Source organism: Streptomyces sp. JW3 (assembly GCF_052216785.1).
GTDB lineage: Bacteria > Actinomycetota > Actinomycetes > Streptomycetales > Streptomycetaceae > Streptomyces.
This window is the reverse complement of sequence record NZ_JBQOUX010000108.1, coordinates 1-26,639: the sequence shown is the minus strand read 5'-3', so window position 1 is coordinate 26,639 and position 26,639 is coordinate 1. Positions and strand designations below refer to the sequence as shown.

General features: G+C 73.8%; 21 protein-coding genes and 1 pseudogene. 16 read left to right on the top strand and 6 right to left on the bottom strand.

All coding sequences use genetic code 11. The annotated features are described in order from the left end of the window. Positions 1–60: 60 nt before the first annotated feature. The 3 genes from ACTT8P_RS31300 to ACTT8P_RS31290 all read left to right on the top strand — a co-directional run bounded on the left by ACTT8P_RS31300 (position 61) and on the right by ACTT8P_RS31290 (position 5,787). Positions 61–693, top strand: a complete 633-nt coding sequence (locus ACTT8P_RS31300; protein ID WP_442835153.1) for a restriction endonuclease — start codon at positions 61–63, stop codon at positions 691–693. Between the two features lie 441 nt (positions 694–1,134). Continuing rightward, positions 1,135–4,407, top strand: a complete 3,273-nt coding sequence (locus tag ACTT8P_RS31295; RefSeq protein WP_442835151.1) for a GH92 family glycosyl hydrolase — start codon at positions 1,135–1,137, stop codon at positions 4,405–4,407. Positions 4,408–4,569: 162 nt separating this feature from the next. Next, on the top strand, positions 4,570–5,787 hold the full coding sequence (locus tag ACTT8P_RS31290) for a Gfo/Idh/MocA family protein (RefSeq protein WP_442835150.1): 1,218 nt from the start codon (positions 4,570–4,572) through the stop codon (positions 5,785–5,787). A 40-nt stretch (positions 5,788–5,827) separates the two neighbouring features. Here ACTT8P_RS31290 and ACTT8P_RS31285 read toward each other — a convergent pair whose 3' ends face one another. Together ACTT8P_RS31285 and ACTT8P_RS31280 are read right to left on the bottom strand one after the other, a co-directional pair. Then, positions 5,828–6,451: a response regulator gene (locus ACTT8P_RS31285; RefSeq protein ID WP_442835152.1), complete on the bottom strand. Its 624-nt coding sequence runs from the start codon at positions 6,449–6,451 to the stop codon at positions 5,828–5,830. 2 nt (positions 6,452–6,453) lie between these two features. After that, positions 6,454–7,731, bottom strand: a complete 1,278-nt coding sequence (locus ACTT8P_RS31280; RefSeq protein WP_442835149.1) for a sensor histidine kinase — start codon at positions 7,729–7,731, stop codon at positions 6,454–6,456. Positions 7,732–7,944: 213 nt separating this feature from the next. On the opposite strand from ACTT8P_RS31280, the gene ACTT8P_RS31275 reads away from it, so the two are divergent. The 4 genes from ACTT8P_RS31275 to ACTT8P_RS31260 all read left to right on the top strand — a co-directional run bounded on the left by ACTT8P_RS31275 (position 7,945) and on the right by ACTT8P_RS31260 (position 10,940). Beyond that, entirely contained in the window at positions 7,945–8,724 is a 780-nt protein-coding gene (locus ACTT8P_RS31275; protein ID WP_442835148.1) for a class I SAM-dependent methyltransferase, read from the top strand. A gap of 127 nt (positions 8,725–8,851) precedes the next feature. Then, complete coding sequence (locus ACTT8P_RS31270; protein ID WP_442835147.1) at positions 8,852–9,862, top strand: dihydroxyacetone kinase subunit DhaK; 1,011 nt, start codon at positions 8,852–8,854, stop codon at positions 9,860–9,862. After that, a complete protein-coding gene (locus tag ACTT8P_RS31265; RefSeq protein ID WP_442835146.1) occupies positions 9,859–10,506 on the top strand; it encodes a DAK2 domain-containing protein in 648 nt (215 codons plus the stop codon). Before ACTT8P_RS31270 ends, ACTT8P_RS31265 begins: the two co-directional genes overlap by 4 nt. A gap of 230 nt (positions 10,507–10,736) precedes the next feature. Beyond that, on the top strand, positions 10,737–10,940 hold the full coding sequence (locus ACTT8P_RS31260; RefSeq protein WP_037751662.1) for a cold-shock protein: 204 nt from the start codon (positions 10,737–10,739) through the stop codon (positions 10,938–10,940). 90 nt (positions 10,941–11,030) lie between these two features. Here the strand turns inward: ACTT8P_RS31260 and ACTT8P_RS31255 are convergent. Continuing rightward, a pseudogene (locus ACTT8P_RS31255) lies at positions 11,031–11,624 on the bottom strand (LLM class flavin-dependent oxidoreductase); the annotation flags it as partial. 229 nt (positions 11,625–11,853) lie between these two features. Between ACTT8P_RS31255 and ACTT8P_RS31250 the strand changes: the two are divergent. From ACTT8P_RS31250 to ACTT8P_RS31225, 6 genes are all read left to right on the top strand, one after another. Then, positions 11,854–12,147: a putative leader peptide gene (locus ACTT8P_RS31250; RefSeq protein ID WP_442835145.1), complete on the top strand. Its 294-nt coding sequence runs from the start codon at positions 11,854–11,856 to the stop codon at positions 12,145–12,147. A gap of 211 nt (positions 12,148–12,358) precedes the next feature. Next, a complete protein-coding gene (locus tag ACTT8P_RS31245) occupies positions 12,359–13,561 on the top strand; it encodes an LLM class flavin-dependent oxidoreductase (protein WP_442835144.1) in 1,203 nt (400 codons plus the stop codon). Between the two features lie 19 nt (positions 13,562–13,580). After that, entirely contained in the window at positions 13,581–14,975 is a 1,395-nt protein-coding gene (locus ACTT8P_RS31240; RefSeq protein ID WP_442835143.1) for an NtaA/DmoA family FMN-dependent monooxygenase, read from the top strand. After that, complete coding sequence (locus ACTT8P_RS31235; protein ID WP_442835142.1) at positions 14,972–16,054, top strand: LLM class flavin-dependent oxidoreductase; 1,083 nt, start codon at positions 14,972–14,974, stop codon at positions 16,052–16,054. Before ACTT8P_RS31240 ends, ACTT8P_RS31235 begins: the two co-directional genes overlap by 4 nt. Then, a complete protein-coding gene (locus tag ACTT8P_RS31230) occupies positions 16,047–16,319 on the top strand; it encodes a hypothetical protein (RefSeq protein ID WP_442835141.1) in 273 nt (90 codons plus the stop codon). Before ACTT8P_RS31235 ends, ACTT8P_RS31230 begins: the two co-directional genes overlap by 8 nt. A gap of 211 nt (positions 16,320–16,530) precedes the next feature. Beyond that, positions 16,531–17,646 (top strand): FAD-dependent oxidoreductase, encoded by a 1,116-nt coding sequence (locus tag ACTT8P_RS31225; RefSeq protein WP_442835140.1) that lies wholly within the window; start codon positions 16,531–16,533, stop codon positions 17,644–17,646. A 5-nt stretch (positions 17,647–17,651) separates the two neighbouring features. Here the strand turns inward: ACTT8P_RS31225 and ACTT8P_RS31220 are convergent, their stop codons facing one another. After that, positions 17,652–20,018, bottom strand: coding sequence for a GH92 family glycosyl hydrolase (locus ACTT8P_RS31220; RefSeq protein WP_442835139.1), 2,367 nt, complete (start codon positions 20,016–20,018; stop codon positions 17,652–17,654). A 105-nt stretch (positions 20,019–20,123) separates the two neighbouring features. Continuing rightward, complete coding sequence (locus tag ACTT8P_RS31215) at positions 20,124–21,344, bottom strand: MFS transporter (protein WP_442835138.1); 1,221 nt, start codon at positions 21,342–21,344, stop codon at positions 20,124–20,126. 299 nt (positions 21,345–21,643) lie between these two features. Here ACTT8P_RS31215 and ACTT8P_RS31210 point away from each other — a divergent pair, with 299 nt between their 5' ends. Both ACTT8P_RS31210 and ACTT8P_RS31205 read left to right on the top strand, forming a co-directional pair. Beyond that, complete coding sequence (locus ACTT8P_RS31210; RefSeq protein WP_442835137.1) at positions 21,644–22,186, top strand: SRPBCC family protein; 543 nt, start codon at positions 21,644–21,646, stop codon at positions 22,184–22,186. 93 nt (positions 22,187–22,279) lie between these two features. Continuing rightward, entirely contained in the window at positions 22,280–23,854 is a 1,575-nt protein-coding gene (locus tag ACTT8P_RS31205; protein WP_442835136.1) for an AMP-binding protein, read from the top strand. A gap of 24 nt (positions 23,855–23,878) precedes the next feature. Here the strand turns inward: ACTT8P_RS31205 and ACTT8P_RS31200 are convergent, their stop codons facing one another. Further along, on the bottom strand, positions 23,879–24,694 hold the full coding sequence (locus ACTT8P_RS31200; RefSeq protein WP_442835135.1) for a molybdopterin-dependent oxidoreductase: 816 nt from the start codon (positions 24,692–24,694) through the stop codon (positions 23,879–23,881). Between the two features lie 325 nt (positions 24,695–25,019). Between ACTT8P_RS31200 and ACTT8P_RS31195 the strand changes: the two genes are divergently transcribed. Next, positions 25,020–26,606 carry a class I adenylate-forming enzyme family protein gene (locus tag ACTT8P_RS31195; protein WP_442835134.1) on the top strand — a complete coding sequence of 529 codons (1,587 nt, stop codon included), beginning with the start codon at positions 25,020–25,022 and terminating at the stop codon, positions 26,604–26,606. Positions 26,607–26,639 lie beyond the last annotated feature (33 nt).

Sequence of the window (26,639 nt, the reverse complement as noted above, 5' to 3'; positions counted from 1 at the left end):
GCGGTGACGGGGGTGCGGCGGCGGCGCCGGCGACCGCGCCGCCCGCGCGGGCCGGCCGAGCTGTTCTCGGCGGCCGTCGTGGCGCTGGCCGTGCTGGTACTGGCCGTCCGGACGGCCGCCGCGGCCGTAGAAGCGGCGGCCGCGGCATGGCCGGTGCTGCTGGTGCTCGCCGCGCTCGCGGCGGCGGCCGCGGCGTGGCGGCTTCGCCGGACCTTCGCGGCCCGGCGCGGCGACAGGGCGCGGCTGGCCGCCTTGCGCCTCACCCTCGCCGCGCTCGACGCCATGGACGACCGGGACTTCGAGCGCGCGCTGCGGGACCTCCTCGTCCGGGACGGCTGGCCGGCCCGGCGGGTGGGCGGCGGCGGGGACCAGGCCGCCGACGTCATCGGCGACCACGCGATACGCGGCCGGATCGTCGTGCAGGCCAAGCACACCAGGGTCGCCGGGAAGGTCGGCTCGGCGGTGATGTACACGGTGAAGGGGACGGCCGGGCCGGTGCACGGGGCGGACCACGCGGTCGTCGTCACCAACGGGTCCTTCACCCGCGACGCCCGGGCGTGGGGGGACCGGCACGCGGTCCACTGGGTCGACCGGGAGCGGCTGCGGCGCTGGGCGGAGGACGGATCGGCGCTGCACGAACTCCTCGGCCTGCCCGCCCGTACCCGCTATCCCCGGTTCCGGCGCGCCGCCTGACCGACCGGCGGCTGGGCAGCGCGAGGACACGGGCCGCACTCCCGCGGGCGGAGTGCGGCCCCGGTGCCTCTCGGAACGCCGCGCGAAGCGGCGGCGGGCACAGGTGACTTGCGCACGTGGCTGAACGACTGCTCGCGCACGCGGCTCAACGAATGCTTGTGCGAAGGGCTTGCGCGAGGGGCTTGTGCGGGTGGCTTGCACGAGTGGCTTGTGCGACCTGACGGTGCGACAACGTTGTCGTGATGACGCCACGACACTACCGCGCCGACGGACAACGATGTCAACCCCGCGGCGGAGCCGACCCGTCCGCGTCCGGGCCCCGGCCCCCGCCCACACCCCACTGGGCGAAGGCGCTCTTCCGCGACGCCGCCCGTTCACGCTACTGTCCCTGCGGCTTGTGCGACCCGTGGTGCGCGACCCGTCCCGAGGAGGGGCCGCGTCATGCGTTTCCGTCCGATGTCCCTGCTGCTGGCCGCGGCCCTCGCGGTCGGCGGCGGCACCCCCGCCCTGGCGGTGTCCGCCGCCCCACCCGACCTGTCCCTCGTCAAGGACCCCACCGCCTACGTCGATCCGCTGATCGGCAGCAAGAACGGCGGCGACACCTATCCCGGTGCCGTCGTGCCGTTCGGCATGCTCTCCTGGAGCCCGGAGACCACCAGAGGCGACGCCACCCGCACCACCGCCCCCGGCGGCTACCACTACGACGCCACCCGCGTCCGCGGCTTCAGCCTGACCCACATGTCCGGCACCGGCTGCGCGGGCGGCAGCGGCGACATCCCGTTCTTCCCCTACGCCGGCGAGGTCACCTCCTCCCCGGCCAGTGACACCAAGGACGCGGTCTACGCCGCCGACTTCAGCCATGACGACGAGACCGCCGAGCCCGGCCACTACAAGGTGGGCCTCGCCTCCGGAGTCACCGCCGACCTGACCGCGACCGCCCGCACCGGCTCGGCGCGGTTCAGCTACCCGGCCGACAAGCCCGCCAGCCTCCTGATCCGCACCGCCAATTCCGAGGTCGGCTCCACCGACTCCACGGTGAAGATCGACCCGAAGACCCGGACCATCTCCGGCTCCGTCACCTCCGGCAACTTCTGCGGCTACCTCGACCCCGAGGGCCAACGCTCCTACTACACCCTGCACTTCACCGCGGAGTTCGACCGCGCCTTCAAGACCACCGGCACCTGGCACGACGACCAGCTCAGCCCCGGCTCGACCACCGCATCCGGCGGCACCGGCGGCTTCGCGAACGGCGGCCAGCCCGTCGCCGGCAAGGGCGCCGGCGGCTACGTCGAGTTCGCGCCCGGCAGCGGACCGGTGGGCGTCAAGGTCGGCATCTCCTACGTCGACCAGGCCGGCGCCGAGGCCAACCTCAAGGCCGAGAACCCGCCCCGCCGTACCTTCGCCTCGGTCGAGAAGGCCGCCCACGACGCCTGGCGGGACCACCTCGACGCCATCCGGGTCGGCGGCGGCACCGACGACGAGCGCACCACCTTCTACACCGCGCTCTACCACGCCCTGTTCCATCCCAACGTGGTCAGTGACGCCGACCGCAGATACCGCGGCCCCGACGACAAGGTGCACCGCGTCGGCCGCGGCCACCGGGCGCAGTACGGCACCTTCTCCGGCTGGGACGTCTACCGCAACCAGGTCCAGCTGCTGACCCTGCTGAACCCGGACGTGGGCTCCGACATCGCCCAGTCGCTGTACGAGACCGCCGAACAGAACGGCGGCATCTGGGACCGCTGGCTGCACGGGGTGAGCGGCACGCACGTCATGAACGGCGACCCCTCACCGATCGCCCTGGCCGGCATCCACGCCTTCGGCGGCACCGGCTTCGACCTCAAGGGCGCGCTGAAGTCGCTGGTGAAGGCGGCCACCGTACCGACCGAACAGGACCTGTCGGCGGCCGGGAAGCCGGTGCTGTCGGTGGGCCAGCGGCCCTCCCTCGACAAGTACCTGGACCTGCACTACATGCCGTCCGTCTCCAACGCCTGGGGCGGCGCCGCCGAGACCCTGGAGATGTCCGGCGCCGACTTCGCGCTCTCCCAGCTCGCCGCCGAGGCCGGGCAGCAGGGCACCGCGAAGACCTTCGCCGCCCGCTCCCAGTACTGGCAGAACAACTTCAACATCGCCGCCGACCCGACCGGCGGCTACATCGCCAACCGCAAGGCCGACGGCAGCTGGGTCACCGGCTTCACCCCGGCCACCGGCAACGGCTTCGTCGAGGGCACGGCGGCCCAGTACACCTGGATGGTGCAGCACAACCCGGCCGGACTGTTCGCGGCCATGGGCGGCACCGACCAGGCACTGAAGCGCCTGGACACCTTCTTCCACGACGACGGCGGCGACTGGTCCTTCAGTGGCGGCGGTGGTGACAAGTCCGGCATGGACAACGAGCCGTCCATCAACGTGCCCTACCTGTACGACTACGCGGGCGCCCCCTACAAGGCGCAGCAGACCGTCCGCGCCGCGATGGGCGAACTCTGGTCGACCGGGCCGGGCGGCATCCCGGGCAACGACGACCTCGGCGCGATGTCGTCCTGGTACGTGTTCTCCGCGCTCGGCATGTACCCGCAGGTGCCCTCCCGCGCCGAACTCGTCCTCGCCTCCCCGCTGTTCCCGCGCGTGGAGATCGACCGGCCGGGCGGCAAGGACATCTCCGTCCGGGCCGAGGGCGCGGCGGCCGACGCGCCGTACATCCACTCGCTGAAGGTCAACGGCCGCACCAGCGACCGTCCGTGGCTGCCCGCCTCCGTCGTCGAGCACGGCGGCCGGCTCGACTACACCCTCTCCGCCACCCCCGACACCTCGTGGGGCGCCGACCAGGCCCCGCCGTCCTTCCGGGACGGCGAGCAGCCCTACCAGATCGGCGTCGGACCGACCGCCGCCACCCTCGCCCCCGGCGACAGCACCACGGTCGGCATCCGCGCCCTGGCGGTCAGCGGCGGCCAAGGACCCGACGTGCGCTTCGAGGTCGACACCCCCGACGGCATCACGGCGAGCCCCGCCGAGGGCACCGTCACCGACGGAGCCCAGCGGATCGAACTGACCGCCGGCCCCGACACCGCCCAGGGCTTCTACGACGTGCGGGTCACCGTCACCTCGGGCGACAGCTCCTACGAACAACCCGTCGCCCTCACCGTCGCCGCCCCCGGCACCCTCCTGGCCGCCTACAACAACACCGGTGTCTCCGACGACGAGGGCGAGCACGACGAGGCCGACTACGACGGCGGCGGCTGGAGCTACTCCCGCCAGGCGCTGGCGGCGGCCGGCCTGACCCCGGGGGAGCGGGGCACCGCCGACGGCCTCACCTTCACCTGGCCGGACTCCCCGGCCGGCCGCCCGGACAACGCCGCCGCCACCGGCCAGAGCGTCGAACTGACCGACCCGGCGGCCCGGTTGTCCTTCATCGGCAGCGCCGTCAACGGCAACCAGAAGTCCGCGGCCACCGTCACCTACACCGACGGCAGCACGGACACCGTCGACCTGGCCTTCACCGACTGGACCGTCGGCGGCGGGGGCGGCACCGTCCAGTACGGCAACGCGACCGTCGCCAAGGCCGCGTACCGCAACGTCGCGGGCGCGGACCAGGACCCGGTGGCGACGTACGTCTTCGCCACCGAGCCGTTCACCGCGCCGGACGGCAAGCGGATCAGCGAGGTGCGGCTGCCGGACAACGCGAACCTGCACGTGTTCACCCTCGCGGTGGGCTGACCACCCCGGCGGGGCGGGCCGGACCCGCCCCGCCGCTCGCGGGCCACCCACGGCGTTACCGGATCGTCATAGCGATGCGCACATGTGCTCATTACAGCCATTGAACGAACACTTTCGAGCATCTATCGTCGTGGCAGCCAGGTCCGGAACGAAGGGATGACCATGTCCGCCTCCCCGCCCGAACTGCGCGTCGGCGTCGTCGGGGTCGGCCAGCGCGCCCAGCTGGCCACCCTGGCCGACCGGCCGGGAACCGCCAGGGTGGTCTCCTGCGCCGATCCGGCCGAACGCGGCCGCGCCGACGCGCGAAAGCTCTTCGGCGCCGACGTCCGGGTCCACGAACGGTACGAGGACCTGCTCGCCGACGACCTCGACGCGGTGTTCGTCCTCACCCCCGACGACGCGCACACCGCGCCCGCCCTGTTCTTCCTCGAAGCCGGCGTCGCCGTCTTCGCCGAGAAGCCCCTGACCGTCGACCTCGCCGACTGCGACCGCGTCCTGGCCACCGCCGCCCGCACCCGCACCCGCCTGTACGTCGGGCACAACCTGCGCCATCTGCCGGTGCTGCGCCGGATGCGGCGGATCATCGACGAGGGCGCGATCGGCCGGGTGCGCGCGGTGTGGTGCCGGCACTTCGTCGGCCACGGCGGCGACTACTACTTCAAGGACTGGCACGCCGAACGCGCCCGGACCGCCGGTCTGCTGCTCCAGAAGGGCGCGCACGACCTGGACGCCATCCACTGGCTGGCGGGCGGCTACTCCCGCTCGGTGACCGCCCTCGGCGACCTCGCCGTCCACGGCGACAACCCGCACCGGCGCACCGCCCCGCAGGGGCCGCAGCGGGTCCAGGACTGGTTCGACACGGAGGTCTGGCCGCCCTCGGCCCTGCGCGACCTCAACCCGGTCGTCGACGTCGAGGACATCAGCATGATGCTCACCCGCCTCGACAACGGGGTGCTGACCAGCTACCAGCAGTGCCACTTCACCCCGGACTACTGGCGCAACTACACGGTCATCGGCGACGAGGGCCGCATGGAGAACTTCGGGGACGGCATCGAGGGCGACGACCCGGTGATCAAAGTCTGGAACCGGCGCCGCTCCGGCTACCGGCCGGACGCCGACCTGAACCTGACGGTCACCGACGAGAACGGCGGCGAGCACGGCGGCGCGGACCAGGCCATCGTCGCCGAGTTCCTGCGTTTCGCCGCCCACGGCGGTGCCACCGACACCTCGCCGGTCGCCGCCCGCGAGGCGGTCGCCGCGGGCCTGGCCGCCACCGCGTCACTGCGCTCCGGAGGCACCCCGGTCGACGTCCCGCCGCTCGACCCGGCCACCGCCGCCTGGTTCGCCGCCCACCAGCCCGGCGCCCGGGGCCCGGCCTGACCGGGCGGGACGGCCCGCCCGGTCGGTCGGCGGGCGCCGGTCACGGCAGCAGCCGGTGCCGGGCCGCCGCCGCCACGGCGCCGGACCGGGTGCGTACGCCCAGCTTGGCGTAGACCCGGCTCAGATGGGTCTTGACGGTGGCCTCGCTCAGGAACAGGGAGCGGGCGATCTCCCGGTTGCCCAGGCCCTGGGCGAGGCGGCCGAGGATGTCGCGCTCGCGCGGGGTGAGGGCGGGGCCGGGGGCGCGCAGCCGGGACACCACCCGGTCGGCGACCGATCCGGACAGCACGGCGCGGCCGGCCGCGGCGTCCCGGACCGCCGCGAACAGCCGTTCCGGCGGCTCGGCCTTCAGCAGGTATCCGGTGGCGCCCGCGGCGACGGCCCGGGCGATGTCGGCGTCGGTGTCGAACATCGTGAGGACCAGCACCCGCGGCACGTGACCGGCGGCCGGCGCGGTCAGCCGCCGGGTGGCCGTCACCCCGTCCAGGCCGGCGCCCAGTTGCAGGTCCATGAGCACCACGTCCGGCCGCAGCCCCGCGACCATGCCGAGGGCCTCCTCGCCACTGCCCGCCTCCCCGACGACGTCGATCCCGTCGGTACTGGACAGCAGGGCGCGCAGCCCGGCGCGGACGACGGCGTGGTCGTCGCAGAGCAGTACCCGCACGGTCACCGCGCCACCGCCCCGGTGGTGGCCGCGGCGAACGGCACGGACATCGTCACCACGGTCCCCTCACCGGGCGCCGACTCGACGGCGAGCGTGCCGCCGGCCCCCCGGGCCCGCATCCGCATCAGCGCCAGACCGTGGCCGCGGCCGGCGGCCCGGTCCCGGCGGGCCGGCCGGCGGGGGCCGGGGCCGTACGGGTCGAAGCCGCGTCCGTCGTCGGCGATGTCCACGGTGATCCGGTCCTCCAGACAGGTCAGGGTGATCACGGCCCGGCTCGCCCCGGCGTGCTCCCGCGTGTTGGCCAGTGCCTGCTGGGCCACCCGCAGCAGCGCCGCCTCGGCCGGTCCGGGCAGCGCACCGGCGGCTCCCGGCGTGCCGTCGGCGGTGTCCAGCCGGAACTCGACGTCCGGCCCCGGCCCGCCGTCCCGTGCGGCGAGCGCGCGCAGCGCCTGCACGAGGCTGTGCCCGGCGAGATCCAGCGGTGCCAGGTCACGGACGAACCGGCGTACTTCGGCGAGCGCGCGCTCCGCGGTCGCGGCGGCGTCCCGTACGTGCGCGTGCGCGGTGTCCGGCGCGGTGTGCCAGTGCCGCTGCGCGGCCTGGAGCAGCATCTGCTGGCTGGACAGGCTCTGCGCGACGGTGTCGTGGATGTCCGCCGACAGCCGCTGGCGCTCGGCCAGGATGCCTGCGTGCCGCTCGGTGGCGGCCAGTTCGCCGCGGGCCCGCACCAGGTCGTCGATGAGCCGCCGCTGCCGGGCGGTCAGCCGCCGGCTGTGCACGAGGACGGCCGTGGCGACGATGCCGAGGGCCACCGGCGCGATCACCAGGTTCGGGTTGAAGCCGCCCTCGGTGACCCGGGCGCCGGCGATCCGCACTTCGGAGACGACCACCAGCACGACCAGGACGGTGGCCAGCGGCACCGCGAGCCGTACCGGCAGCCGGTGCAGCCCGGTGAACAGCAGCGGCATGGTGCACCAGGTGGCACTGGGCTCCAGGGTGAGCAGCACCAGCCAGAGCGCGAGCACCGCGCCCAGCCAGAGCAGGTGCCGGGCGGTGGGCCGCTCGCCGGACCGCGGCCCCGGCGCCCGCCGCCGCCCGAACAGGCAGAGGGCCCCGAAGACGAGGAACAGGGCCAGCAGCCCCCCGGTGCGGGCGCCGTCGGCGGGGCCGTGGGTCAGCAGCCGGGCGACCGCGCCGCCCAGCAGCAGGACGAACGCGATGTCCAGGGCGGCCGTCAGCCAGCGCGCGTCCGGGTCCGGCTCCGTGCCGTCTCGCTCCACCGCCGCGTTCCCGTCGCCTCGCCCGTGCCTGCCCCACCAGATATACCCGCGCGCCCCGCCCGGCACATCATCCGATCGGCCGACATCGGCATGGCCCGTTCCGGCTTTCGGGCCGTGACCGCACGGGGGACGCCCCGCACCGTCCCGCCCACGAGACTGCTGGCACCGGCCCCGGACGCACCCCGGGACACCCTACGGAGAACGAGCACCGCCATGCCCAAGAACCTCACCGCCAACCGCGCCGCCCTCGGCCACCGCCTGTCCTACGCGCTGCGCCACCCCGCCCGGGTGCCCCGGCACCTGCGCCGCACCGTCCGCGACGCCTGGCTGCGCCACCGCTCGCCGGACCACGTCGCCTACTACCGCGCGGTCATGCGCTCGGACACGCGTCGCGACCCGGACGCGGCCGTGGGCAGCCGCAGCCGGGAACGCTGGCTGGCGCTGGGGGCGATGCAGTTCGACTACCTGCTGGAGCACGGGCTGCTCCCGGAGCACCGCATGCTGGAGATCGGCTGCGGCAACCTGCGCGCGGGCTGGCGGTTCATCGAGTACCTCGACCCCGGCCACTACTACGGCGTCGACATCTCGCCGGACATCCTGTTCGCCGCCCAGGACACGCTCCGGGCCCAGGGCCTCCAGGACCGGCTGCCGACCCTGACCCCGGTCCGCGACCTCACGCTGGGCTTCCTGCCGGCCGGCCGGTTCGACGTGGTGCACGCGCACAGCGTCTTCTCGCACTCGCCGCTGCCGGTGATCGAGGAGTGCTTCGCCCACCTCGGCCGCCTCCTGGCCCCCGGCGGCTGGTTCGACTTCACCTTCGACCGCACGGAGGGCGCGGAACACCACGTGCTGCGGGAGGACTTCTACTACCGCACCGAGACACTGCTCGCCCTGGCCGCCGACCACGGCCTGACGGCCCGGTTCATGGCCGACTGGGAGCGCCTCGGCCACGGCCAGTCCAAGATCCGCGTCACGCACCGGACGGACGGCTAGCCGCCGTACCGGAGGAGGGGGCGGCTCTCGTCCCGTCCGCCGGGCGCGACACGGCCGGGCCGGGCGAGGGGAACGCGGACGGGGTGGATACCGTGACCGGGCGCACCACCGAAAGGACCGCAACGCCGTGAATCACCTCTTCCTGCCGGCCGACGCGCCCGTGGACGCCGCCCTGCGCGGCTTCGCGCTCGCCCATCCCGGCCTCGTCCGCCTCCACGAGGACCCGTTCTACGTCACCGCCCGCGACCGCCACCCCGGCCGCCGGGTGGGCCTGCTGTCCGGAGGCGGCTCGGGGCACGAGCCGCTGCACGCCGGGTTCGTCGGCCGCGGCATGCTGGACGCCGCCGTGCCCGGCCGAATCTTCGCCTCCCCGCACAACCGCCAGGTCCACGCTGCCTCCCGCGCCGTCGCCGGCCCGGACGGCGTCGTGCACGTGGTCAAGAACTACACCGGCGACCGCATCAACTTCGGCATCGCCGCCGAACGCCTGCGCGCCGACGGCATCCCGGTGCGCCGGGTCCTGGTCGACGACGATCTCGCCACCGACGACGCGGAGACCGCGACCGGCCGCCGCGGCACCGGCGCCACCGTCGTCGTGGAGAAGCTGCTCGGCGGCGCGGCCGACGCGGGCCTGGGCCTGGACGAACTGGCCGAGGCGGGCGCGGCGTTCGCGGCCGCCTCCCGCAGTATCGCCGTCGCCGCCCGCGCCCAGACCGCGCCCGGCCGCGGCGGCGAGGCGTTCGAGCTGGCGGAGGGCGAGATCGAGTACGGCGTCGGCATCCACGGCGAACGCGCCGCGCGGACCGTGCCCCGCCCCGCCTTCGAGGACCTCGTCGACCGGATGACCGGGCAGGTCCTCGACGCCCTGCCGGACAGCGGCCCGGACACCGTACTGCTGCTGGTCAACGGCCTGGGCGCGACCACCCTCCTGGAGCTGTACGCCGTCCACGACCGGGTCCGCCAGGTCCTCGCCGGGCGCGGCGTGCAGGTCGCCGGACAGCTTGTCGGCACCTTCGTGCCCGCCCTCGACATGAGCGGCTTCTCGGTGACCGTGACCGCGCTGCGCGAGAACTGGCTCGACTGGTGGCACGCGCCCGCCCTGACCCCCGCCTTCCCCGTTTCGGAGACCGCCCGATGACCAACACCACCGCCGACCAGGAAAAGGTGCTGCGCACCTACGCGCAGGCCGCCCGCACCGCGCACGACGAGCTGACCGCCCTCGACCAGCTCTCCGGCGACGGAGACTTCGGCGACAACCTCCGCGAGGGCCTCGACGGCGTGGAGCGCGCGCTCGACGGGGACCGGGCCGAGGCCCCCTTCACGGTCGCCGCCGGCGTCTTCCTCGACGAGGTGGGCGGCACCAGCGGCCCGCTGATCGGCCTGCTGTTCCAGGAGATCGGCCGGGCGCTGGCCGCGCACGGGGACGGCCGCGAGGGCTGGGCGGCCGGGGTGCGCGAGGGACTGGCCGCCATCCAGCGCGTCGGCGAGGCCGAGCCCGGCGACCGCACCCTGGTCGACGCGCTGGTGCCCGCCCGCGACGCCCTCGACGGCGGCGCGGGCTTCGCGGACGCGGCCCGCGCCGCCCTCGCCGGAGCGCGCGCCACCGCCGCCATCAAGGCCCGCCGGGGCCGCGCCTCCTACCTGGGCGAACGCGCCCTCGGCGCGCCCGACCCCGGCGCGACGGGCGTCGCCCTGCTGTTCTGGTCCCTGGCCAGGACGGCCGAACCGGACGCGGACCTGGGGACGGTGGCCGACGTACTGGAGCGGCCCGCCGCGCCCTGACCGGCGGCCCGCACAACGGTCCGCTCGTGACCAGGCGCAACTCCGGGCGGTGACTATGACGTTCCCCGTTGGCAGGGCACCGTGCCGCCGTGTAGCGTCAGCAGCAGATGTCGTGGTTCGCCGTACCAGCCCGCGCCGTGGCGCGGGCGTTCTGCTGTGTGCCCGAGGACCAGGACGACCACCTCCGGGAACGCACCGTGCGGACCCGTCACCGATCGGAAGGCATCAACATGGCCAGCGGCACCGTCAAGTGGTTCAACGCGGAGAAGGGCTTCGGGTTCATCGCCCAGGACGGCGGTGGCCCCGACGTCTTCGCGCACTACTCCAACATCAACGCGTCGGGCTTCCGTGAGCTCCAGGAGGGCCAGGCCGTCACGTTCGACATCACGCAGGGCCAGAAGGGCCCGCAGGCGGAGAACATCACCCCCGCCTGACCGGGTCCGCCCGCGCAGTACGCAGTACAGCAGTACAAAGGTCCCGCCGGTCCACAGGCCGGCGGGCCTCGCTGTGTCCGCCCCGCCCGGTCAGGGCGCGCCGGCCCGGCCGCGCAGCCTGGGCAGCAGCTGGTCGCCGATGCGGACGATCTCCCGCCGGTAGGGGGTGTCGGAGAGCACGAAGTGGCTGATGCCGAGTTTCCGGTAGGCGTCCAGCGCCCCGGCGACGTCGTCGGCCGAGCCGACCAGCCAGGTGGTGGCCGCTCCGCCGCCGCCGACCCGGCCCGGCGCGGTGTACAGGCAGGTGTCGAGGACCTCGCCGCGCCCGGCCAGCTCGAACAGCTGGCGCTGCCCGACCGCCGTCGCCCGGTTTCCGGTCCAGGTCAGTTCCTGCGCCGCGCCCGCCATCGCGGCGACCTTCCGCTCGGCGTCGTGCCACGCCTGCTCGGCGGTGTCGCGCACCAGGGTGGTGATCCGCAGCCCGAACTCCAGCGGCCGGTGCCGGCGGCCGACCTCCTCGCTCAGCCGCCGCAGCTGGTCGACCCGCTTGGCGAGACCGTCCAGCGGGTCGCCCCAGAAGAGCTGGACGTCGGCCTCGGCCGCCGCCACCCGCTCGGCCGCCGCGGAGGCGCCGCCGAAGTGATGTACCAGAGGAACCGCTCGCTCATGTCGGGTCCGATCGCTGGGCGGCGGGCGGCCATGACGGGACCACCGGCCGGCGGAAGGGGGGGCTACGAGGCGGGGCCGACGGGCGGCGCGGAGGGGCCCGGCACGGCGGCGCGGGACGAACGGTCGCCACGGGCCCCCGGCACGGGCGGCCCGCCCGGCGGAGCGGGGATCAGCTCAACACCGGGCGCTGGACACGCGGACGAGGTCGACACAGAGCTCACGGGTGAGCAGCGGAACCTCGGGCATGCGGTCGAGTGTGAGCGCGGTCGTCCGGGATGTCAACGCGGCCCCGTGGCCGGGCCGGACGCGGCAGCCGGCCCTCCGTCCTCGATCGCCGGCCGGCCCGAGGGGGTTGCGTGAAACGGGAACACCAGGTCTGATCAAGGCGTTGGGAATCGCGAAGACGACCGCGCGGCAGTTCCGCGCGCCCGGCCCGGGGGAGGTGACGGACGTGGCCCACGCAGCCCGCGCCGTGCACCTGTACTCCCGGCCGCACATCGATCTCCAGCGCGTGGCCGGCGCGCTCTGTCGTTCCTGACGCCGCCCGCCCCGCCGTCGGCCCGCCGCACCCACCCGCACCGCGCCGCGCACTACCCCGCGCACTACCGCGCACCACCGCGCCCCCGCGCGGCCACCGGCGGGACCGACGCCTGTCCCCATGGACCGCCCCGGACCACACGGACCTCTGTCCGCATAAACCGCCCCGGACCACACGGACCTCTGTCCCGGACCTCCAGGAAGGCATCCCCGTGTCCTCGACCTCCCCCGTCCCCCTCCATCTCGCCGTCGCCCTGGACGGCGCCGGCTGGCACCCCGCCGCCTGGCGCGACCCGGCGGCCCGCCCGCACGACCTGTTCACCGCCGGGTACTGGGCCGGCCTGGTCGCCGAGGCCGAGCGCGGCCTGCTCGACTTCGTCACCATCGAGGACGGCCTCGGCCCGCAGTCCGCGCACTTCCTGGACCCCGACGACCGCCGCGACCAGGTCCGCGGCCGGCTCGACGCGGTGCTCGTCGCCGCCCGTGTCGCCCCGCTGACCCGGCACATCGGCCTGGTGCCGACCGTGGTGGCCACCCACACCGAGCCGTTCCACATCTCCAAGGCCATCGCCACCCTGGACTACGTCAGCACCGGCCGGGCCGGCCTGCGGGTCCAGATCACCGCCCGGCCGAACGAGGCCGCCCACTTCGGTCGGCGCACCGTCGCGCGCATCGCGGCGTACGACGACCCGGCCACCCGGGCCCTGGTGGCCGACCTGTTCGACGAGGCCGCCGACTACGTGGAGGTGGTGCGCCGGCTCTGGGACAGCTGGGAGGACGACGCCGAGATCCGGGACGCCGCCACCGGCCGGTTCATCGACCGGAACAAGCTGCACTACATCGACTTCGAGGGCCGGCACTTCAGCGTCCGGGGCCCCTCCATCACCCCGCGCCCGCCACAGGGCCAGCCCCTGGTCACCGCGCTGGCCCACGACACCGTGCCCTACCGGCTGGTGGCGCGCGCCGCCGACGTCGGCTACGTCACCCCGCACGACACCGGCCAGGTCCGGGCGATCGTCGCCGAGGTCCGGGCCGAGCAGTTGGCCGCGGGCCGCGCCGGGGAACCCCTGCACCTCTTCGGCGACCTGGTGGTGTTCCTCGACGACACCCCCGCCGCGGCCGCCGCCCGGCGCGACCGGCTCGACACCCTCGCGGATGAGGAGTACACCGGCGACGCCCGTGTCTTCACCGGCAGCCCCGCCCAACTCGCCGACCTGCTCCAGGAGTTCGCCGCCGCCGGGCTGACCGGCTTCCGGCTGCGCCCCGCCGTGGCCGGGCACGACCTCCCGGCCATCAGCCGGAAACTCGTCCCCGAACTCCAGCGCCGCGGCGCCTTCCGCCGCGCCTACGAGGCCGGCACCCTGCGCGGCCTGCTCGGTCTGCCCCGCCCCGCCAACCGCTACGCCGCCGTCTGAGCGGAAGGAGACCCGCGCCATGAGCAAGCCCGTGCAGCAGACCCACAAGCCCGTGAAGCAGATCCACCTGGCCGCCCACTTCCCCGGCGTCAACAACACCACCGTCTGGAGCGATCCGCGGGCCGGCAGCCACATCGAGTTCAGCTCCTTCGCCCACTTCGCCCGCACCGCCGAACGCGCCAAGTTCGACTTCCTCTTCCTCGCCGAGGGACTCAGGCTGCGCGAACAGGGCGGCGAGATATACGACCTGGACGTGGTCGGCCGCCCCGACACCTTCACCGTGCTGGCCGCGCTCGCCGCCGTCACCGACCGCCTCGGCCTGACCGGCACCATCAACTCCACCTTCAACGAGCCCTACGAGGTGGCCCGCCAGTTCGCCAGCCTGGATCACCTCTCCGGCGGCCGGTCCGCGTGGAACGTCGTCACCTCCTGGGACGCCTTCACCGGCGAGAACTTCCGCCGCGGCGGCTTCCTCCCGCAGGAGGAGCGCTACTCCCGCGCCAAGGAGTTCCTCGCCACCGCCGGCGAACTCTTCGACTCCTGGCAGGGCGACGAGATCGTCGCCGACCGGGCCGCCGGTGTCTTCCTGCGCGACGCGAAGGCCGGCGCCTTCGTCCACGAAGGGCGGCACTTCGACATCCACGGCCGGTTCAACGTGCCCCGCGGCCCCCAGGGCCGGCCGGTGATCTTCCAGGCCGGCGACTCCGACGAGGGCCGCGAGTTCGCCGCGTCCAGCGCCGACGCCATCTTCAGCCGGTACGCCGCCCTCGACACCGGCCGGGCCTTCTACACCGACGTCAAGTCCCGGCTGGCCCGCTACGGCCGCCGCCCGGACGAACTGCTCATCCTGCCGTCCGCGACCTTCGTCCTCGGCGACACCGACGCCGAGGCGGCGGACCTCGCCCGCGAGGTGCGCCGGCAGCAGGTGAGCGGCGCCACCGCCATCAAGCACCTGGAGTGGGTCTGGAACCGCGACCTGTCCGGGTACGACCCGGACGGGCCGCTCCCGGACGTCGACCCGCTGCCCGGCGAGCACACCGTCGCCCGCGGCCGGGCCCAGGTCCGCATGTACCGCGACCCGCTCGGCACCGCCCGCCGGTGGCGCGAGCTGGCGGCCGCCAACAACTGGTCCATCCGCGACCTGGTGATCGAGACCGGCAGCCGGCAGACCTTCGTCGGCACCCCGGCCACCGTCGCCCGGACCATCAACGACCACGTCCAGACGGACGCCGCCGACGGTTTCATCCTCGTCCCGCACCTCACCCCCGGCGGCCTCGACGAGTTCGTCGACCAGGTCGTCCCGCTCCTCCAGGAACAGGGCGTCTTCCGCACCGACTACCAGGGCCCCACCCTCCGCGACCACCTGGGACTCAGCCACCCCGACGAGGCGCGCGCGGAGCGGACGGCGTCATGAGATTCCTGGCGATCACCCTCATCGCGCACCGTCCGGACCCCGGCACCGGGGTACCGAAACCCACCCACGCGCGCTTCCGCGAAGTACTCGGCAACGCCCTGCTCGCGGAGGAACTGGGCTTCGACGGCTTCGGGGTGGGGGAGCGGCACGAGCGGCCGTTCCTCTCCTCCGCACCGACCGTCGTCCTCAGCCACATCGCCGCCCTGACCCGGCGCATTCGCCTGTTCACCGCGGTGACCACCCTCAGCCTGCTGGACCCGGTCCGCGCCTACGAGGACTACGCCACCCTCGACCACCTCTCCGGCGGCCGCCTGGAGCTGATCATCGGCAAGGGCAACGGCACCGCCCAGCGCGAGCTGTTCCACCTCACGCCCGAGGACCAGTGGGACCGCAACGCCGAGAGCTACGCGGTGTTCCGCAAGCTCTGGCGGCAGGACAAGGTCACCGCGCGGACCCGCTTCCGTCCGGAACTGACGGACGCCGAGGTGTGGCCGCGGCCGTACCAGCGACCGGTACGGGTCTGGCACGGCAGTGCCACCAGCGCGGAGTCCGTCGAGCTGGCCGCCCGCTACGGCGACCCGCTGTTCTCCGCCAACGTCACCCACCCGATCGAGCCCTACGCCGAGCTGATCCGCCACTACCGCGAACGCTGGGCCCACCACGGCCACGACCCGGCCGCCCTCGCGGTCGGCGCCGGCACCGCCGGGGTGTACGTGGCCCGCACCTCGCAGGAGGCCCTCGCAACCTACCGGCCCATCTTCGAGAGCAACCTCGCCTTCCAGAAACAGACCGGTCTGCCCGTGGTCTTCGAGACCCTGGAGGACTTCGTGGCCCGCAGCTCCGCGCTGATCGGCAGCCCGCAGCAGGTCGTCGACAAGGTGCACCGCTATCACGAACGGTTCGGGCACACGGTCCTGCACCTGCCCGCCGACGCGAGCGGCCTGCCCGACGCAGCGCACCGCGCGTCCCTGGAGCTGTTCCAGTCGGCCGTGGCACCGGTGCTGCGCCGGGACATCCCCGACCCGCCGTTCGCCTGGGCACCGGTGCGCCCCGAGACCACGGGGGCCGCCCGTGCCTGACATCCCCGCGGTACCAGGCGAGGGCGCCGCAGTCGCGGACGTGCGCGGCCTGCGCTTCGCCGCCGACGACACCACCCGGGCCCGCGACCTCGCCACCGGCTACGGCCTGCGGGTACGCAGTATGCGCATCGCCGGGGGCGCCGTCCCGTTCCCCTGGCCGTCGAACGGCTCACGAGCGCGCGGCGGGCGTCGCCCCGGAGGGTTCTGGACGCTCCGGGGCCGCCGGATTCGACGACGTGATCCGAGCGGGCCGATGACCGGCTGACGCCGTTCACCCGGCCCGGCCGGCACCGGTGTCGGCCGGTTGTCGGTGGTTGGCGGCAGCTGTCGGCGGCGGTCGGTGAACTGTCGGTGATCTGTTGACGGCCGCCGGGACAGTGGATCTCGTCGGCGCCGGCCGGCCGCGGACCGGCGTCGAGCCGGTCGCCACCGGCGTCGCACCGCCCCGACCGACCCGATCAGTAGGGAAGCCCCTCATGACCACTGACGTCACGATCATCGGCGCCGGACTCGGCGGCCTCGTGCTCGCCCGCGTCCTGCACCTGCGCGGCATACCGGCCACGGTGTACGAGGCGGAGACGTCCCCGTCCGCGCGCTCGCAGGGCGGGATGCTCGACATCCACGACTACAACGGCCAGCTCGCGCTGCGAGCAGCCGGCTTGACGGACGAGTTCCGTGGCCTGGTGCTGGCGGGCCGGCAGGCCCTGAAGGTCCTCGACCCGGACGGGACCGTTCTGCTGGACAAGGCCGACGACGGCACCGGCGGCCGGCCCGAGGTGCAGCGCGGCGACCTGCGGCGGATGCTGCTCGACTCGCTCCCGGCCGGCACCGTGCGGTGGGGACACAAGGTGAGCGGCACCCGCGCCGTAGGCGACGGGCGCCACGAGGTGACGTTCGCCGACGGCGGCACCGTCGTCACCGGCCTGCTGGTCGGCGCGGACGGCGCGTGGTCGCGGGTACGGCCGCTGCTGTCCGCCGCGACCCCCGAGTACACCGGCAAGTCGGTCGTCGAGACCTATCTGTTCGACGCCCCCGCCCGGCATCCGGCCGTCGCGAAGACGGTCGGCGGCGGGTCGATGATCGCGCCGCGGCCGGGCCGGGAGATCTTCGCCCACCGGGAGAAGGATGACACCCTGCACGCCTACGTGGGGCTGGCCGAGCCGCTCGACTGGTTCGCCGCCGTCGACTTCACCGACGCCGCCGCGGCCGCCGCGCGGATCGCGGCCGAGTTCGACGGCTGGGCACCGGAGCTCACCGCGCTGATCACCGACAGCGATGTCCCGCCCGCCCTGCGGCCGCTCTACGCGCTGCCGGCCGGACACCGGTGGGACCGGGTGCCCGGGGTGACCTTGATCGGCGACGCCGCCCATCTCTCGGCCCCCAACGGAGAGGGCGCCAACCTCGCCATGCTCGACGGCGCCGAACTCGCCGAGGCCCTCGCCGCGCACCCGGGCGACGTCGAGGCCGCCCTCACCGCGTACGAGCAGGCCATGTTCCCGCGCGCTGCCGAGGTCGACATGTTCGAACAGGCCGAGGCCGAGGGGCACCCGGGCGACGAGATGATCGCCGCGCTCGGCAGCGTGTTCGGCTGACCGGGTCAGTCCAGGCCCTGGGCCACGGCGGGCGGCGCCGCGCCGGCCCCCCAACTCGTCGGCTGCTCGGAGAGCTTGACCCTGATCGTGCCGGAGCGCAGCAGTTCCCGGTGGGAGAGCCAGCTCCGGTGCGCGGTGCCCTGGTCCGTGTGCACGGCGGACACGTACTGCAACGTCGCGGCGTCGGCGCCCGGCGCCTCGATCCGGATCACGCGCCCGTGCTCGGGCCGGATCTCGACCTTCTCGAACATCGGCGCCGTGACGATGTACGTGGCCGAGCCGGGCTGGGCCTCGAAGACGCCGGCCATCGCGAACACCAGCAGCGACGACGTGGCGCCGAGGTCGTCGTTGCCGGGCATGCCGTAGGCGTCGTCGGTGAAGAGCGTGCGCAGCGCGCGCAGCACCGCGGAGGTCTTCCACGGCGCGCCGGTCCAGGTGTACATCCACGGCGCGTGGAAGTCGGGCTCGTTGTTGGGGTTGAAGGTGAAGTTGTTGTGGTAGTCGTACGCGCCGGTCACCCACGAGTCCGAGGCGGCCTTCGCCGGGTCGGTGAGCACGGTCGGCAGGTCGAAGAACGTGTCGAGCCGCCGCTCGGCGGCCGTCGCCCCGCCCATCAGCCCGTACAGGGTCCCCGGGTCCTGCTGGGCGAGCCACTGGTACTGCCACGCCGTGCCCTCGTGGAAGGCGCCCGACTGGGTCGGGTCGGTGTCACCGGCGACGGTGCCGTCCGCGTTCCTCGTCACGGGGAACCCGGTGAAGCCCCGCGAGGTGACGGAGGAGTCCCACAGCTCGGTGAAGTTGGCGCAGCGCGAGGCGAGCGTCGCGGCCTTGTCCCGGTGGCCGAGGCCGGCGGCCATCGTCGCCAGCGCGCAGTCGCCGAGCGCGTACTCGAGGGTGGCCGAGCCGGCCTGGCGGCTGTCGCCGTACCGGTAGCCGGGCAGGTTCTGGTAGCCGACCCAGCCGTTCTCGACGTACGTCGGGTTGCCGTCGCGGCCCCGGAAGACCGACTGGTCGGCGGGCACGTCGTTGGCGTTCTTCCACAGCGCGGCGAACAGCTGCCGCGAGGTGCGGTCGTCGAGCAGGCCGCGACGGTAGATGTCGACGATCCACGGGGTGACGGGGTCGCCGCTCATCACGTTGGTCTCGCTGTTGCCGAGCCCCCAGCGCGGCAGCCAGCCGCCGTCCTGGTAGACGCGCAGCAGGGACTTGGCCATGTCCGCGGCCCGGTCCGGGTGCAGCAGGGCCACCAGCTGGTTCTGCGACCGGTAGGTGTCCCACAGGGAGAACATCTGGTAGTACGTGGCGTCCGCCCGGTGCACCCGGTCGTCGAAACCGCGGTAGCGGTGGTCCACGTCGGAGCCGATCGAGGGATGCAGCAGCGAGTGGTAGAGCGCGGTGTAGTACGTGCGCTGGTCGGCGGTGCTGCCACCGGCCACCCGCATCCGGTTCAACTCCTCCCGCCAGGCGTCGTGCGCGCCGGACCGGGCCCGGTCGAACGACTTCGGCTGCTCGGCGTCGCGGTTGAGGCGCGCCCCGTCCACCGAGGTGTAGGACAGGCCCACCGAGGCCCCGACCCGGTCGCCCTCGGCGGGGTCGAACGTCAGCCAGGCGCCGGCCCGTTCGGTGCCGCGGGTGGCCGTGCGCCGGCCGGCGGTGAGGGTGTCGTCGCTCCAGGTGCCGAAGCTGGAGAAGGCCCGGTCGAACGTGGCGCTGAAGAAGACCCGGTAGCGCTCCTTGCCGGTCTCCCCGCAGAAGTTGCCGCCCTGCACCCAGCCTTCCACGGTGTCGTCGCCGACCACCTCGATGTCACCGGCGTAGGTGCTGCCGTTGCTCTGGCCGGCCTCGATGAGGATGTTCTCCGCGTCCGATCCGCCGGGGAAGGTGTAGCGGTGCTGGCCGGTGCGCTGCGTGGCCGACAGCTCGGTCCGGATGCCGTTGTCGAACGTCACCCCGTAGTAGCCCGGTGCCCGGGTCTCGTCGGCATGGCTGAACTTCGCACCGTAGTGGGCCGGATCGGACGAGGTCACCGCGCCGGTGGTCGGCATGAACCGGATGTTGCCCATCGTCTGGCAGCCCACCCCCGACAGGTGGGTGTGGCTGAAGCCGAGGATGGTGTCCTGCGCGTAGTCGTAGGACGCGTACTTGTTCAGCTGGGTGTCGGGGCTGAGCTGCACCATGCCGAACGGAGCGGCGGCTCCCGGGAAGGTGGTTCCGTCCCCGTTGTTGCCGATCGAGGTGTCGACCAGCGTGGTGGGGTCGGCGGCGAACCGGGGCGCCTGTTGCCCCGCGTTCGCGACGCCGGAGGTGACGGAGGCCGCGGCCACCGTGGTGATGATCAGCGCGGTGGTGAACGCGCGTCCCAACGTTCTCATCGCGGTCCTCTCGTTCGACAACGTTGTCGGGGACATGCCCGTCGATCTTCGCTGCGCGGGCGGCGATCCGTCAATGCGTCGTCGTCGCAGCCGGCCGTCCGCCGGCTACCGGTGCTCGCCGGCGGACGGCAGGAGCGACCCGCTGGACTCCGCCTCGCCCGCGGCGAGCACGTCGGAGCGCCCGCGGCCCCGCTCCATGAGGCCACCGGTGAAGGCCAGTCCGAGCCCGGCCAGGGCGAGCGCCGCGCCGACCAGGTTGGGGGAGGCCCAGCCCCAGCCGGCCGAGATGGTCAGGCCGCCGAGCCACGCGCCGCCCGCGTTGGCCAGGTTGAAGGCGGAGTGGTTGGAGGCGGCCGCCATCGTCGGGGCGTCCTTGGCCTTGGCCATCAGGAGCATCTGCACGGGCGTGGTGATGAAGGACCCCATCGCGCCGAGGAAGGCGATGGTCAGCAGGGCGGGGACGGTGCTGTGCACGGTGAAGTAGAACGTCACCAGCGCGGCGGCGAGCAGCACCAGCCCCACGTACAGGGTGGGCCGCAGCGCGCGGTCGGTGAACGGGCCCGCGATGAGCGTGCCGAGTGTCATGCCGACCCCGTACAGGGCGAGGACCAGGGTGGTCGAGGAGTCGGAGAGGCCCGTCAGGTGGGTCAGCATCGGTACGAGATAGCTGTACACGGCGAAGAACCCGCCGAATCCGACGACGGCCGTCGCCAGACCGATCGCGACCTGCCGGTTGCCCATCGCCCGCAGCTCGTGCCGGACGCCGGACTGACCGCCGCGCGGTTGGTGCGGCACGAACAGGGCCAGCGAGGCGAGGGCGACCAGGCCGATGACGGCGACCGCGCCGTAGGCGAACCGCCAGCCGAGCTGCTGCCCGAGGGCGGTGCCGGCCGGCACGCCGACGATGTTGGCGACGGTGAGCCCGAGGAACATCTTGGAGACGGCACGGGCCGCGCGCTCGGGCGCCACCAGCCGGGACGCCACCACGGCGCCCACCCCGAAGAGCGCGCCGTGCGGCAGCCCCGCCAGGAACCGTGCCGCGAAGAGCGAGCCGGATCCCGGAGCCAGCGCGGAGGCGACGTTGCCGACCACGAACAGGCCGGTCAGCAGGAGCAGCAGCCGCTTGTGCGGTACGCGCGCGCCGATGCCGGTGAGCACGGGGGCGCCCACGACGACACCGAGCGCGTAGGCCGAGACCAGGTGGCCGGCCTGGGGTACGGAGACACCGACGCCGTCGGCTATCTGGGGCAGCAGCCCCATCGTGGCGAACTCGGTCGTGCCGATGCCGAACGCGACGACGGCGAGGGCCAGCAGGGCCAAGGGCATGGTGCGGGCGACCTTTCTGGAACTGCGGACAAGGGAACGGGGCGCGGGCGGGTCCTGCCGGGCGCCGCCCCGCGGCGTGTCCCGGCCGGCCCGAGCCGGGCCCCTGGAGTGCAGCGGTGCGGGGGCGACCGGCATTCCAAGATCAAGCCGACTCGGTGGTGACATGTGTCACCTTCCGGCCGTCGGGTTCCGCGAGCGGGCCGGCCGGCGGCGCCGGCGCACCGCCGGGCCGCGCAACTTGACGTACCAGCGATCGGGGCTTTGACCGGGGCCGGGACGGCTCTGCCACCATTCCCGGCATGGGTGAAACCAGCAGGGCAACCGAGCCGCTTTTGCGGGCCAGCGCCGACATCGGCATTTCGGCCACGCCGCGCGAAATCTATGAGCTGATCAGCGATCTCCCGCGCAGCGGGGAATGGAGTCCGGAATGCCAGGGAGGCGCCTGGGTGGCCGGTGAACCGGCCACCGTGGGCGCGGTGTTCCGGGGTGAGAATCACCGCAGCCCCGACGTGGTGAGCTGGGCGCCGGTGGTGCGCGGCGCGTGGACCACGCACGCCGAGGTCGTCGCCGCCGAGCCGGGACGCACCTTCCGCTGGGCGATGCACGACTCCGCGGGCCACAAGCAGAGCAGCGTCTGGGGCTTCGACATCGAGGCCGCCGCCGAGGGCAGCGTGCTGGTCCACCACTTCCGGATGGACGCCGCCACCGAGGGCATCCGCGGCATCACCGCGGAAATGGACGAGGTCGAGAAAAAGCGGTTCTTCCAGGAGTGGGGCGACAAGGTCGCCGGCGATCTCGCGGCCACTTTGGAACGTGTCAAGGCCGTCGTCGAGAAACAGTGACCCGCCCTGTCCGAAAACGGCGCACGACGAATTCCCGTACGAGCTTCCACTGTTCCAGGAACGGCATCGCGCAGCGGCTGAGAGGGCGGGCAGGTGTTTCTTCAACGCATCGGAAACCAGGGCATTCAACTCGGGAGACTCTTCGAACGAGCCGCCGCCCGGCACGGGTCGAACGTCCTCATCCTGGACCACGACCTGGACATCGCTCCGCACCTGGGCCGCCGGGCGACCATCGCGGAAGTCGCGGACCTGGTGGACGACATCGCCGCCCGGCTGTGGGCCGCGAAGGTCCGCCCCGGCCGCCGGGTGGTCGTCTACAAGTCCGACGGCTTCGACATCACCCTGCTGGCCTGCGCGGTGGCCCGGATCGGTGGCGTCCCGGTGCTGCTGTCGCCGAAACTCGACGGGGAGACCGTCGCCGAGCTGATCCGCCGGACGGCCAAGCCGTTCCTCGTCACCGACCCGGCCAAGGCGGAGCACGAGCTGCCGGCGGCCGCCTTCGACCTCGCCGAGCAGGTGATCCTGACCTCCGGCAGCCACCGCGACGCCGTCGAGCTGGGGTCGCTGGCCGGCGCCGGGCGGGTCGCCCCGGTCGTCCTGCCCGCCACTCACCCCACGCTGATCACCCACACCTCGGGCACCACCGGGCTGCCCAAGCTGGCCGTGCACACCGGCTTCAGCCTCCAGTCGCGGTACCGCCCGCAGGCGTCCGTCCTGCGGCCGCTGATCCGGGGCCGGGAGACCGTCGCGATCCACGTGTCCTTCGTGCACTCCCGGCTCATCACCGCGCTCGCCATCTCGCTGCACCGCGGCTTCCCGCTGGTGGTGCTCCGCGACTCGGACCCGGACCACGTCGGCGACCTGTTCGCCCGGCTGAAGCCCGGCATCCTGGAGGCGCACCCCAACTCCTTCATGGAGTGGGAGGCGCTGGCCGACGACCCGCGCGGCCCGCTGTCCAACGTCAAGCTGTTCAGCAGCACCTTCGACGCGATCCACCCGCGCACCGTGCACCGGCTGCTGCGGGCCACCCGGCGCACCGCACCGCTGTTCGGCCAGCTCTACGGGCAGAGCGAGGTGGGCCCGGCGGTGGTACGCGCCTTCACCCGGCGCCGCACCCTGGAGGACGACGGCCGCTGTGTCGGCATGCCCTTCCCCGGCATGACCGACGTGCGCGTCGTCAGCCGCGACGGCAACCCGCCGTCCGAGCGCAACCCCGGGTACATAGAGGTGCGCAGCGACGGACGGATCGTCACCTACCTGGGGGAGCAGAAGCGCTACGACGCCCAGGTCTCCGGGGACGGCTGGTGGCGGATGGGCGATGTCGGCTACCGCACCAAGTGGGGCTGCGTGCACCTGCTGGACCGCGAGGTCGACCTGATCGACGGCTTCGGCAGCACTCTCGCCGCCGAGGACACGCTGTTCGCGCGACTGGCCGAGCTGGCCGAGGTCATCATCGTCCCCGGCGCGGACGGCAGGGCCGTACCGGTGGTGTGCACGAAGGACGACAGGCCGCTGGACCCGGTGGCCTGGAAGCGGGCGGCGGCCACCCTGCCGCCGATGGCGGAGCCGGTGCAGTGGCGGCTGGGCGACCTGCCGCAGACCGCCACCACCAAGATCAAACGGCTGGAACTGGTCAAGCTGCTGGCCGCCCGGGACCAGGGGCAGTGACCTGACGCCTCGTCGGCGCGGGCGTCAAGGGGGGCGGGGCCACCGGAAGCGACCGGTGACCCCGCTCCTGTCCTCGCTCCGGTCCGTACGGCGGCGGCGGCCGCCGGGGCGGGCGGGTTCCGCGAGCAGCTCCTCGACCAGCGGCCGGCAGCCGCCGCAGCCGGTCGTGGCCCGGGTCGCGGTGGCGATGGACCCGACCGTCCGGGAACCGGCCGCGCGGTGCCACAGGATCTCCGCCCTGGGCCCACCGTCGCACTGGCAGACCAGCGCCTCCCCGGCCAGGCCGGCCGGGGCGCCGGCGACGTCGGCCGGCGGAAACGGCATGCCCCGGTCGAGGCCGAACACCCGGTTCGCCGCGACGGCCGCCGACGACATGCAGAACCGGCCGTTGTAGCCGATGGTCGCGGAGCCCAGCGGCACCCGGGCGAACTTCCCCAGCGCGTACGCCTTCTCGTCGGTCAGCCCGCCGCCGAAGACCGCGACGGCGTCCGGGCCGGACTGCCACTGGATCTCCCGGATCCGCTGGACGATCAGGCCCAGGGCCGTCTCCCAGGAGGCGGGACGCGGCTCACCGGCGCGGCGGACCAGCGGGGTGCGCAGCCGCTCGGCGGAGTCGAGCAGTTCCACCGGGGTCCAGCCCTTCCGGCAGAGCCCGGCCCGGCCGGGCGGACCGCTCGGATGGGCGGCCAGGGCCCGGGGCCGGACGGTGGTCGCGCCGTCCGGGCCCCGCGCCAGCCACCTGCCGCACTGGCGCGCGGTACGGGCAGCGCTTCGCGGCGGGCGGGGTGCGCGGCGCCGGCCCGGTCCCGGACGGGCCGGGCGGTAGGTGCCGGCGGTCATGGGCCCGAGCCTCCCGCGCGCCGAGGAGACCGGGCAACGCATCCCGGCCGACCTTGTCAAGTGACCGCACCGGGGCGCCGGGGGCGAGTTGACACAGTGCGGGGTGCCCCATTGGCGCCACCGGAGCGCCGCCGCAGGATGTGGCAGCGAGTTCCTTCGACCATCGACCGCGAGGACCTGCCGCGCCCGCCGCCGGGCGATCCGCGCGACCGCCCGGCACGCGCGGGCGGGCCGGGTCCGCACCGGACGGAGCCGGCCGGACGGAGCCGGCCGGCCGCCGACCGGGCCCATGGCGTTCCGCGACCTACCGAACGGGAAGAGACGCATGTTCTTGCAACGGCTCGGCAACAAGGGCATCCAGCTGGGCACGGTCTTCGACCGGGCGGCCGCGCGGCATCCGGCCAGTCCCGTCTACCTGGACCACGATCTCGACATCGCGCCCGGGCTGGGCCGCCGGCTGACCCTGACGGAGATCGCCGAACTCGTCGACGACTTCGCCGCCCGGCTCTGGGCGGCCCAGGTACGGCCCGGGGAACGCGTGGTCGTCCACAAGTCGGACAGCTTCGACATCTCGCTGCTCGCCTACTGCGTCGCACGCGTCGGCGGGGTGCCGGTGCTGCTCTCGCCGAAGCTGGACGGTGCCACCGTGGCCCGGCTGCTCCAGCGGCTCGGCCACCCGACACTCGTCACCGACCAGGCCAAACTGGAGCGGGAACTGCCGCCCGAGATCTTCGAGTCGACCGAACGGGTGCTGGTGGCGGCCGGCGGTTTCCCGGGCGCGACGTCCCTCGCCTCGCTGGCCGGGGCCGAACGCGTCCCCGCGGTGACCATGCCGCAGGACCTGCCCGCGCTCATCACCCACACCTCGGGCACCACCGGCCTGCCCAAGCTCGCGGTGCAGACCGGCATCACCATCCAGGCCCGGTGCCGCCCGCAGTCGGTCCTGCTGGCCCCGGTCGGACGGCGCGAACCCGTCGCCGTCCACGTCTCCTTCGCGCACTCCCGGATGATCAGCGGCACCGCGCTGTTCGCCCTGCGCGGCCATCCGCTCATCGTCATGCGGGACGACGACACGCGGCGCGCGGCCGAACTCTTCGCCCGGGTGCCCCCCGGCGTGATCGAGACCCACCCCAACACGCTGCTGCACTGGGAGACACTGGCGGGCCATCCCGCCGCGCCGCTCGCCAACGTCAGGTGCTTCAGCAACACCTTCGACGCCATCCACCCGCGCACCGTCGACACCCTGCTGGGGGCGTCGAGGCGGACCATGCCGTTCTTCGCGCAGACCTACGGGCAGAGCGAGACCGGTGCCATCGCCGCCCGCACCTACACCCGGCGGCACCGGGCCGGCGCCGACGGCAGGTGCGTGGGCCGTACCTTCCCCGGCATGACCGAGGTGCGGGTGGTCAGCCGGGACGGCCGGCCGCCCACCAAGAGCTCACCGGGCCACATCGAGGTGCGCAGCGGCGGCCGGATCGTCACGTACTTCGGCGAGCAGGAGCGGTTCGACAACCAGTTCTCGCCGGACGGCTGGTGGCGGATGGGCGACCTGGGCTACCGCACCAAGTGGGGCTGTCTGCACCTGCTGGACCGTGAGGTCGACGAGATCCCGGGCATCAGCAGCACCCTGGAGATCGAGGACAAGCTCTTCACCCGGCTCCCCGAGCTGCTCGAGGTCATCATCGTCCCCGGTGGCGGCGGTGCGCCGATACCCGTGGTGTGCCTGCGCGAGGACCGGCCGCTGGACCGTGCCAGGTGGCGGGCGGCGGTCGCCGGACTGCCGGCGCTGGCCGAGCCGGTGCAGCGGCGGCTGGACGAACTGCCGCACACCGCCACCACCAAGGTCAAGCGGCTGGAGCTGTCCCGGCAGTTGACGGGCCCGCAGGACGGCCCGCTGAGCACCACGAAGTGACCCGCGCCCGGCTGCCCTCGCGGGGTCCCGCCC

Bases quoted from the DNA above. Each gene is read 5' to 3' on its own strand.
- ACTT8P_RS31265 (WP_442835146.1), top strand. From the start codon at position 9,859: ATGACCAACACCACCGCCGACCAGGAAAAGGTGCTGCGCACCTACGCG.
- ACTT8P_RS31275 (WP_442835148.1), top strand. From the start codon at position 7,945: ATGCCCAAGAACCTCACCGCCAACCGCGCCGCCCTCGGCCACCGCCTG.
- ACTT8P_RS31290 (WP_442835150.1), top strand. From the start codon at position 4,570: ATGTCCGCCTCCCCGCCCGAACTGCGCGTCGGCGTCGTCGGGGTCGGC.
- ACTT8P_RS31200 (WP_442835135.1), bottom strand. From the start codon at position 24,694: ATGACCGCCGGCACCTACCGCCCGGCCCGTCCGGGACCGGGCCGGCGC.
- ACTT8P_RS31220 (WP_442835139.1), bottom strand. From the start codon at position 20,018: ATGAGAACGTTGGGACGCGCGTTCACCACCGCGCTGATCATCACCACG.
- ACTT8P_RS31210 (WP_442835137.1), top strand. From the start codon at position 21,644: ATGGGTGAAACCAGCAGGGCAACCGAGCCGCTTTTGCGGGCCAGCGCC.
- ACTT8P_RS31240 (WP_442835143.1), top strand. From the start codon at position 13,581: ATGAGCAAGCCCGTGCAGCAGACCCACAAGCCCGTGAAGCAGATCCAC.
- ACTT8P_RS31235 (WP_442835142.1), top strand. From the start codon at position 14,972: ATGAGATTCCTGGCGATCACCCTCATCGCGCACCGTCCGGACCCCGGC.
- ACTT8P_RS31250 (WP_442835145.1), top strand. From the start codon at position 11,854: ATGCGGTCGAGTGTGAGCGCGGTCGTCCGGGATGTCAACGCGGCCCCG.
- ACTT8P_RS31195 (WP_442835134.1), top strand. From the start codon at position 25,020: ATGTTCTTGCAACGGCTCGGCAACAAGGGCATCCAGCTGGGCACGGTC.
- ACTT8P_RS31260 (WP_037751662.1), top strand. From the start codon at position 10,737: ATGGCCAGCGGCACCGTCAAGTGGTTCAACGCGGAGAAGGGCTTCGGG.
- ACTT8P_RS31225 (WP_442835140.1), top strand. From the start codon at position 16,531: ATGACCACTGACGTCACGATCATCGGCGCCGGACTCGGCGGCCTCGTG.
- ACTT8P_RS31215 (WP_442835138.1), bottom strand. From the start codon at position 21,344: ATGCCCTTGGCCCTGCTGGCCCTCGCCGTCGTCGCGTTCGGCATCGGC.
- ACTT8P_RS31295 (WP_442835151.1), top strand. From the start codon at position 1,135: ATGCGTTTCCGTCCGATGTCCCTGCTGCTGGCCGCGGCCCTCGCGGTC.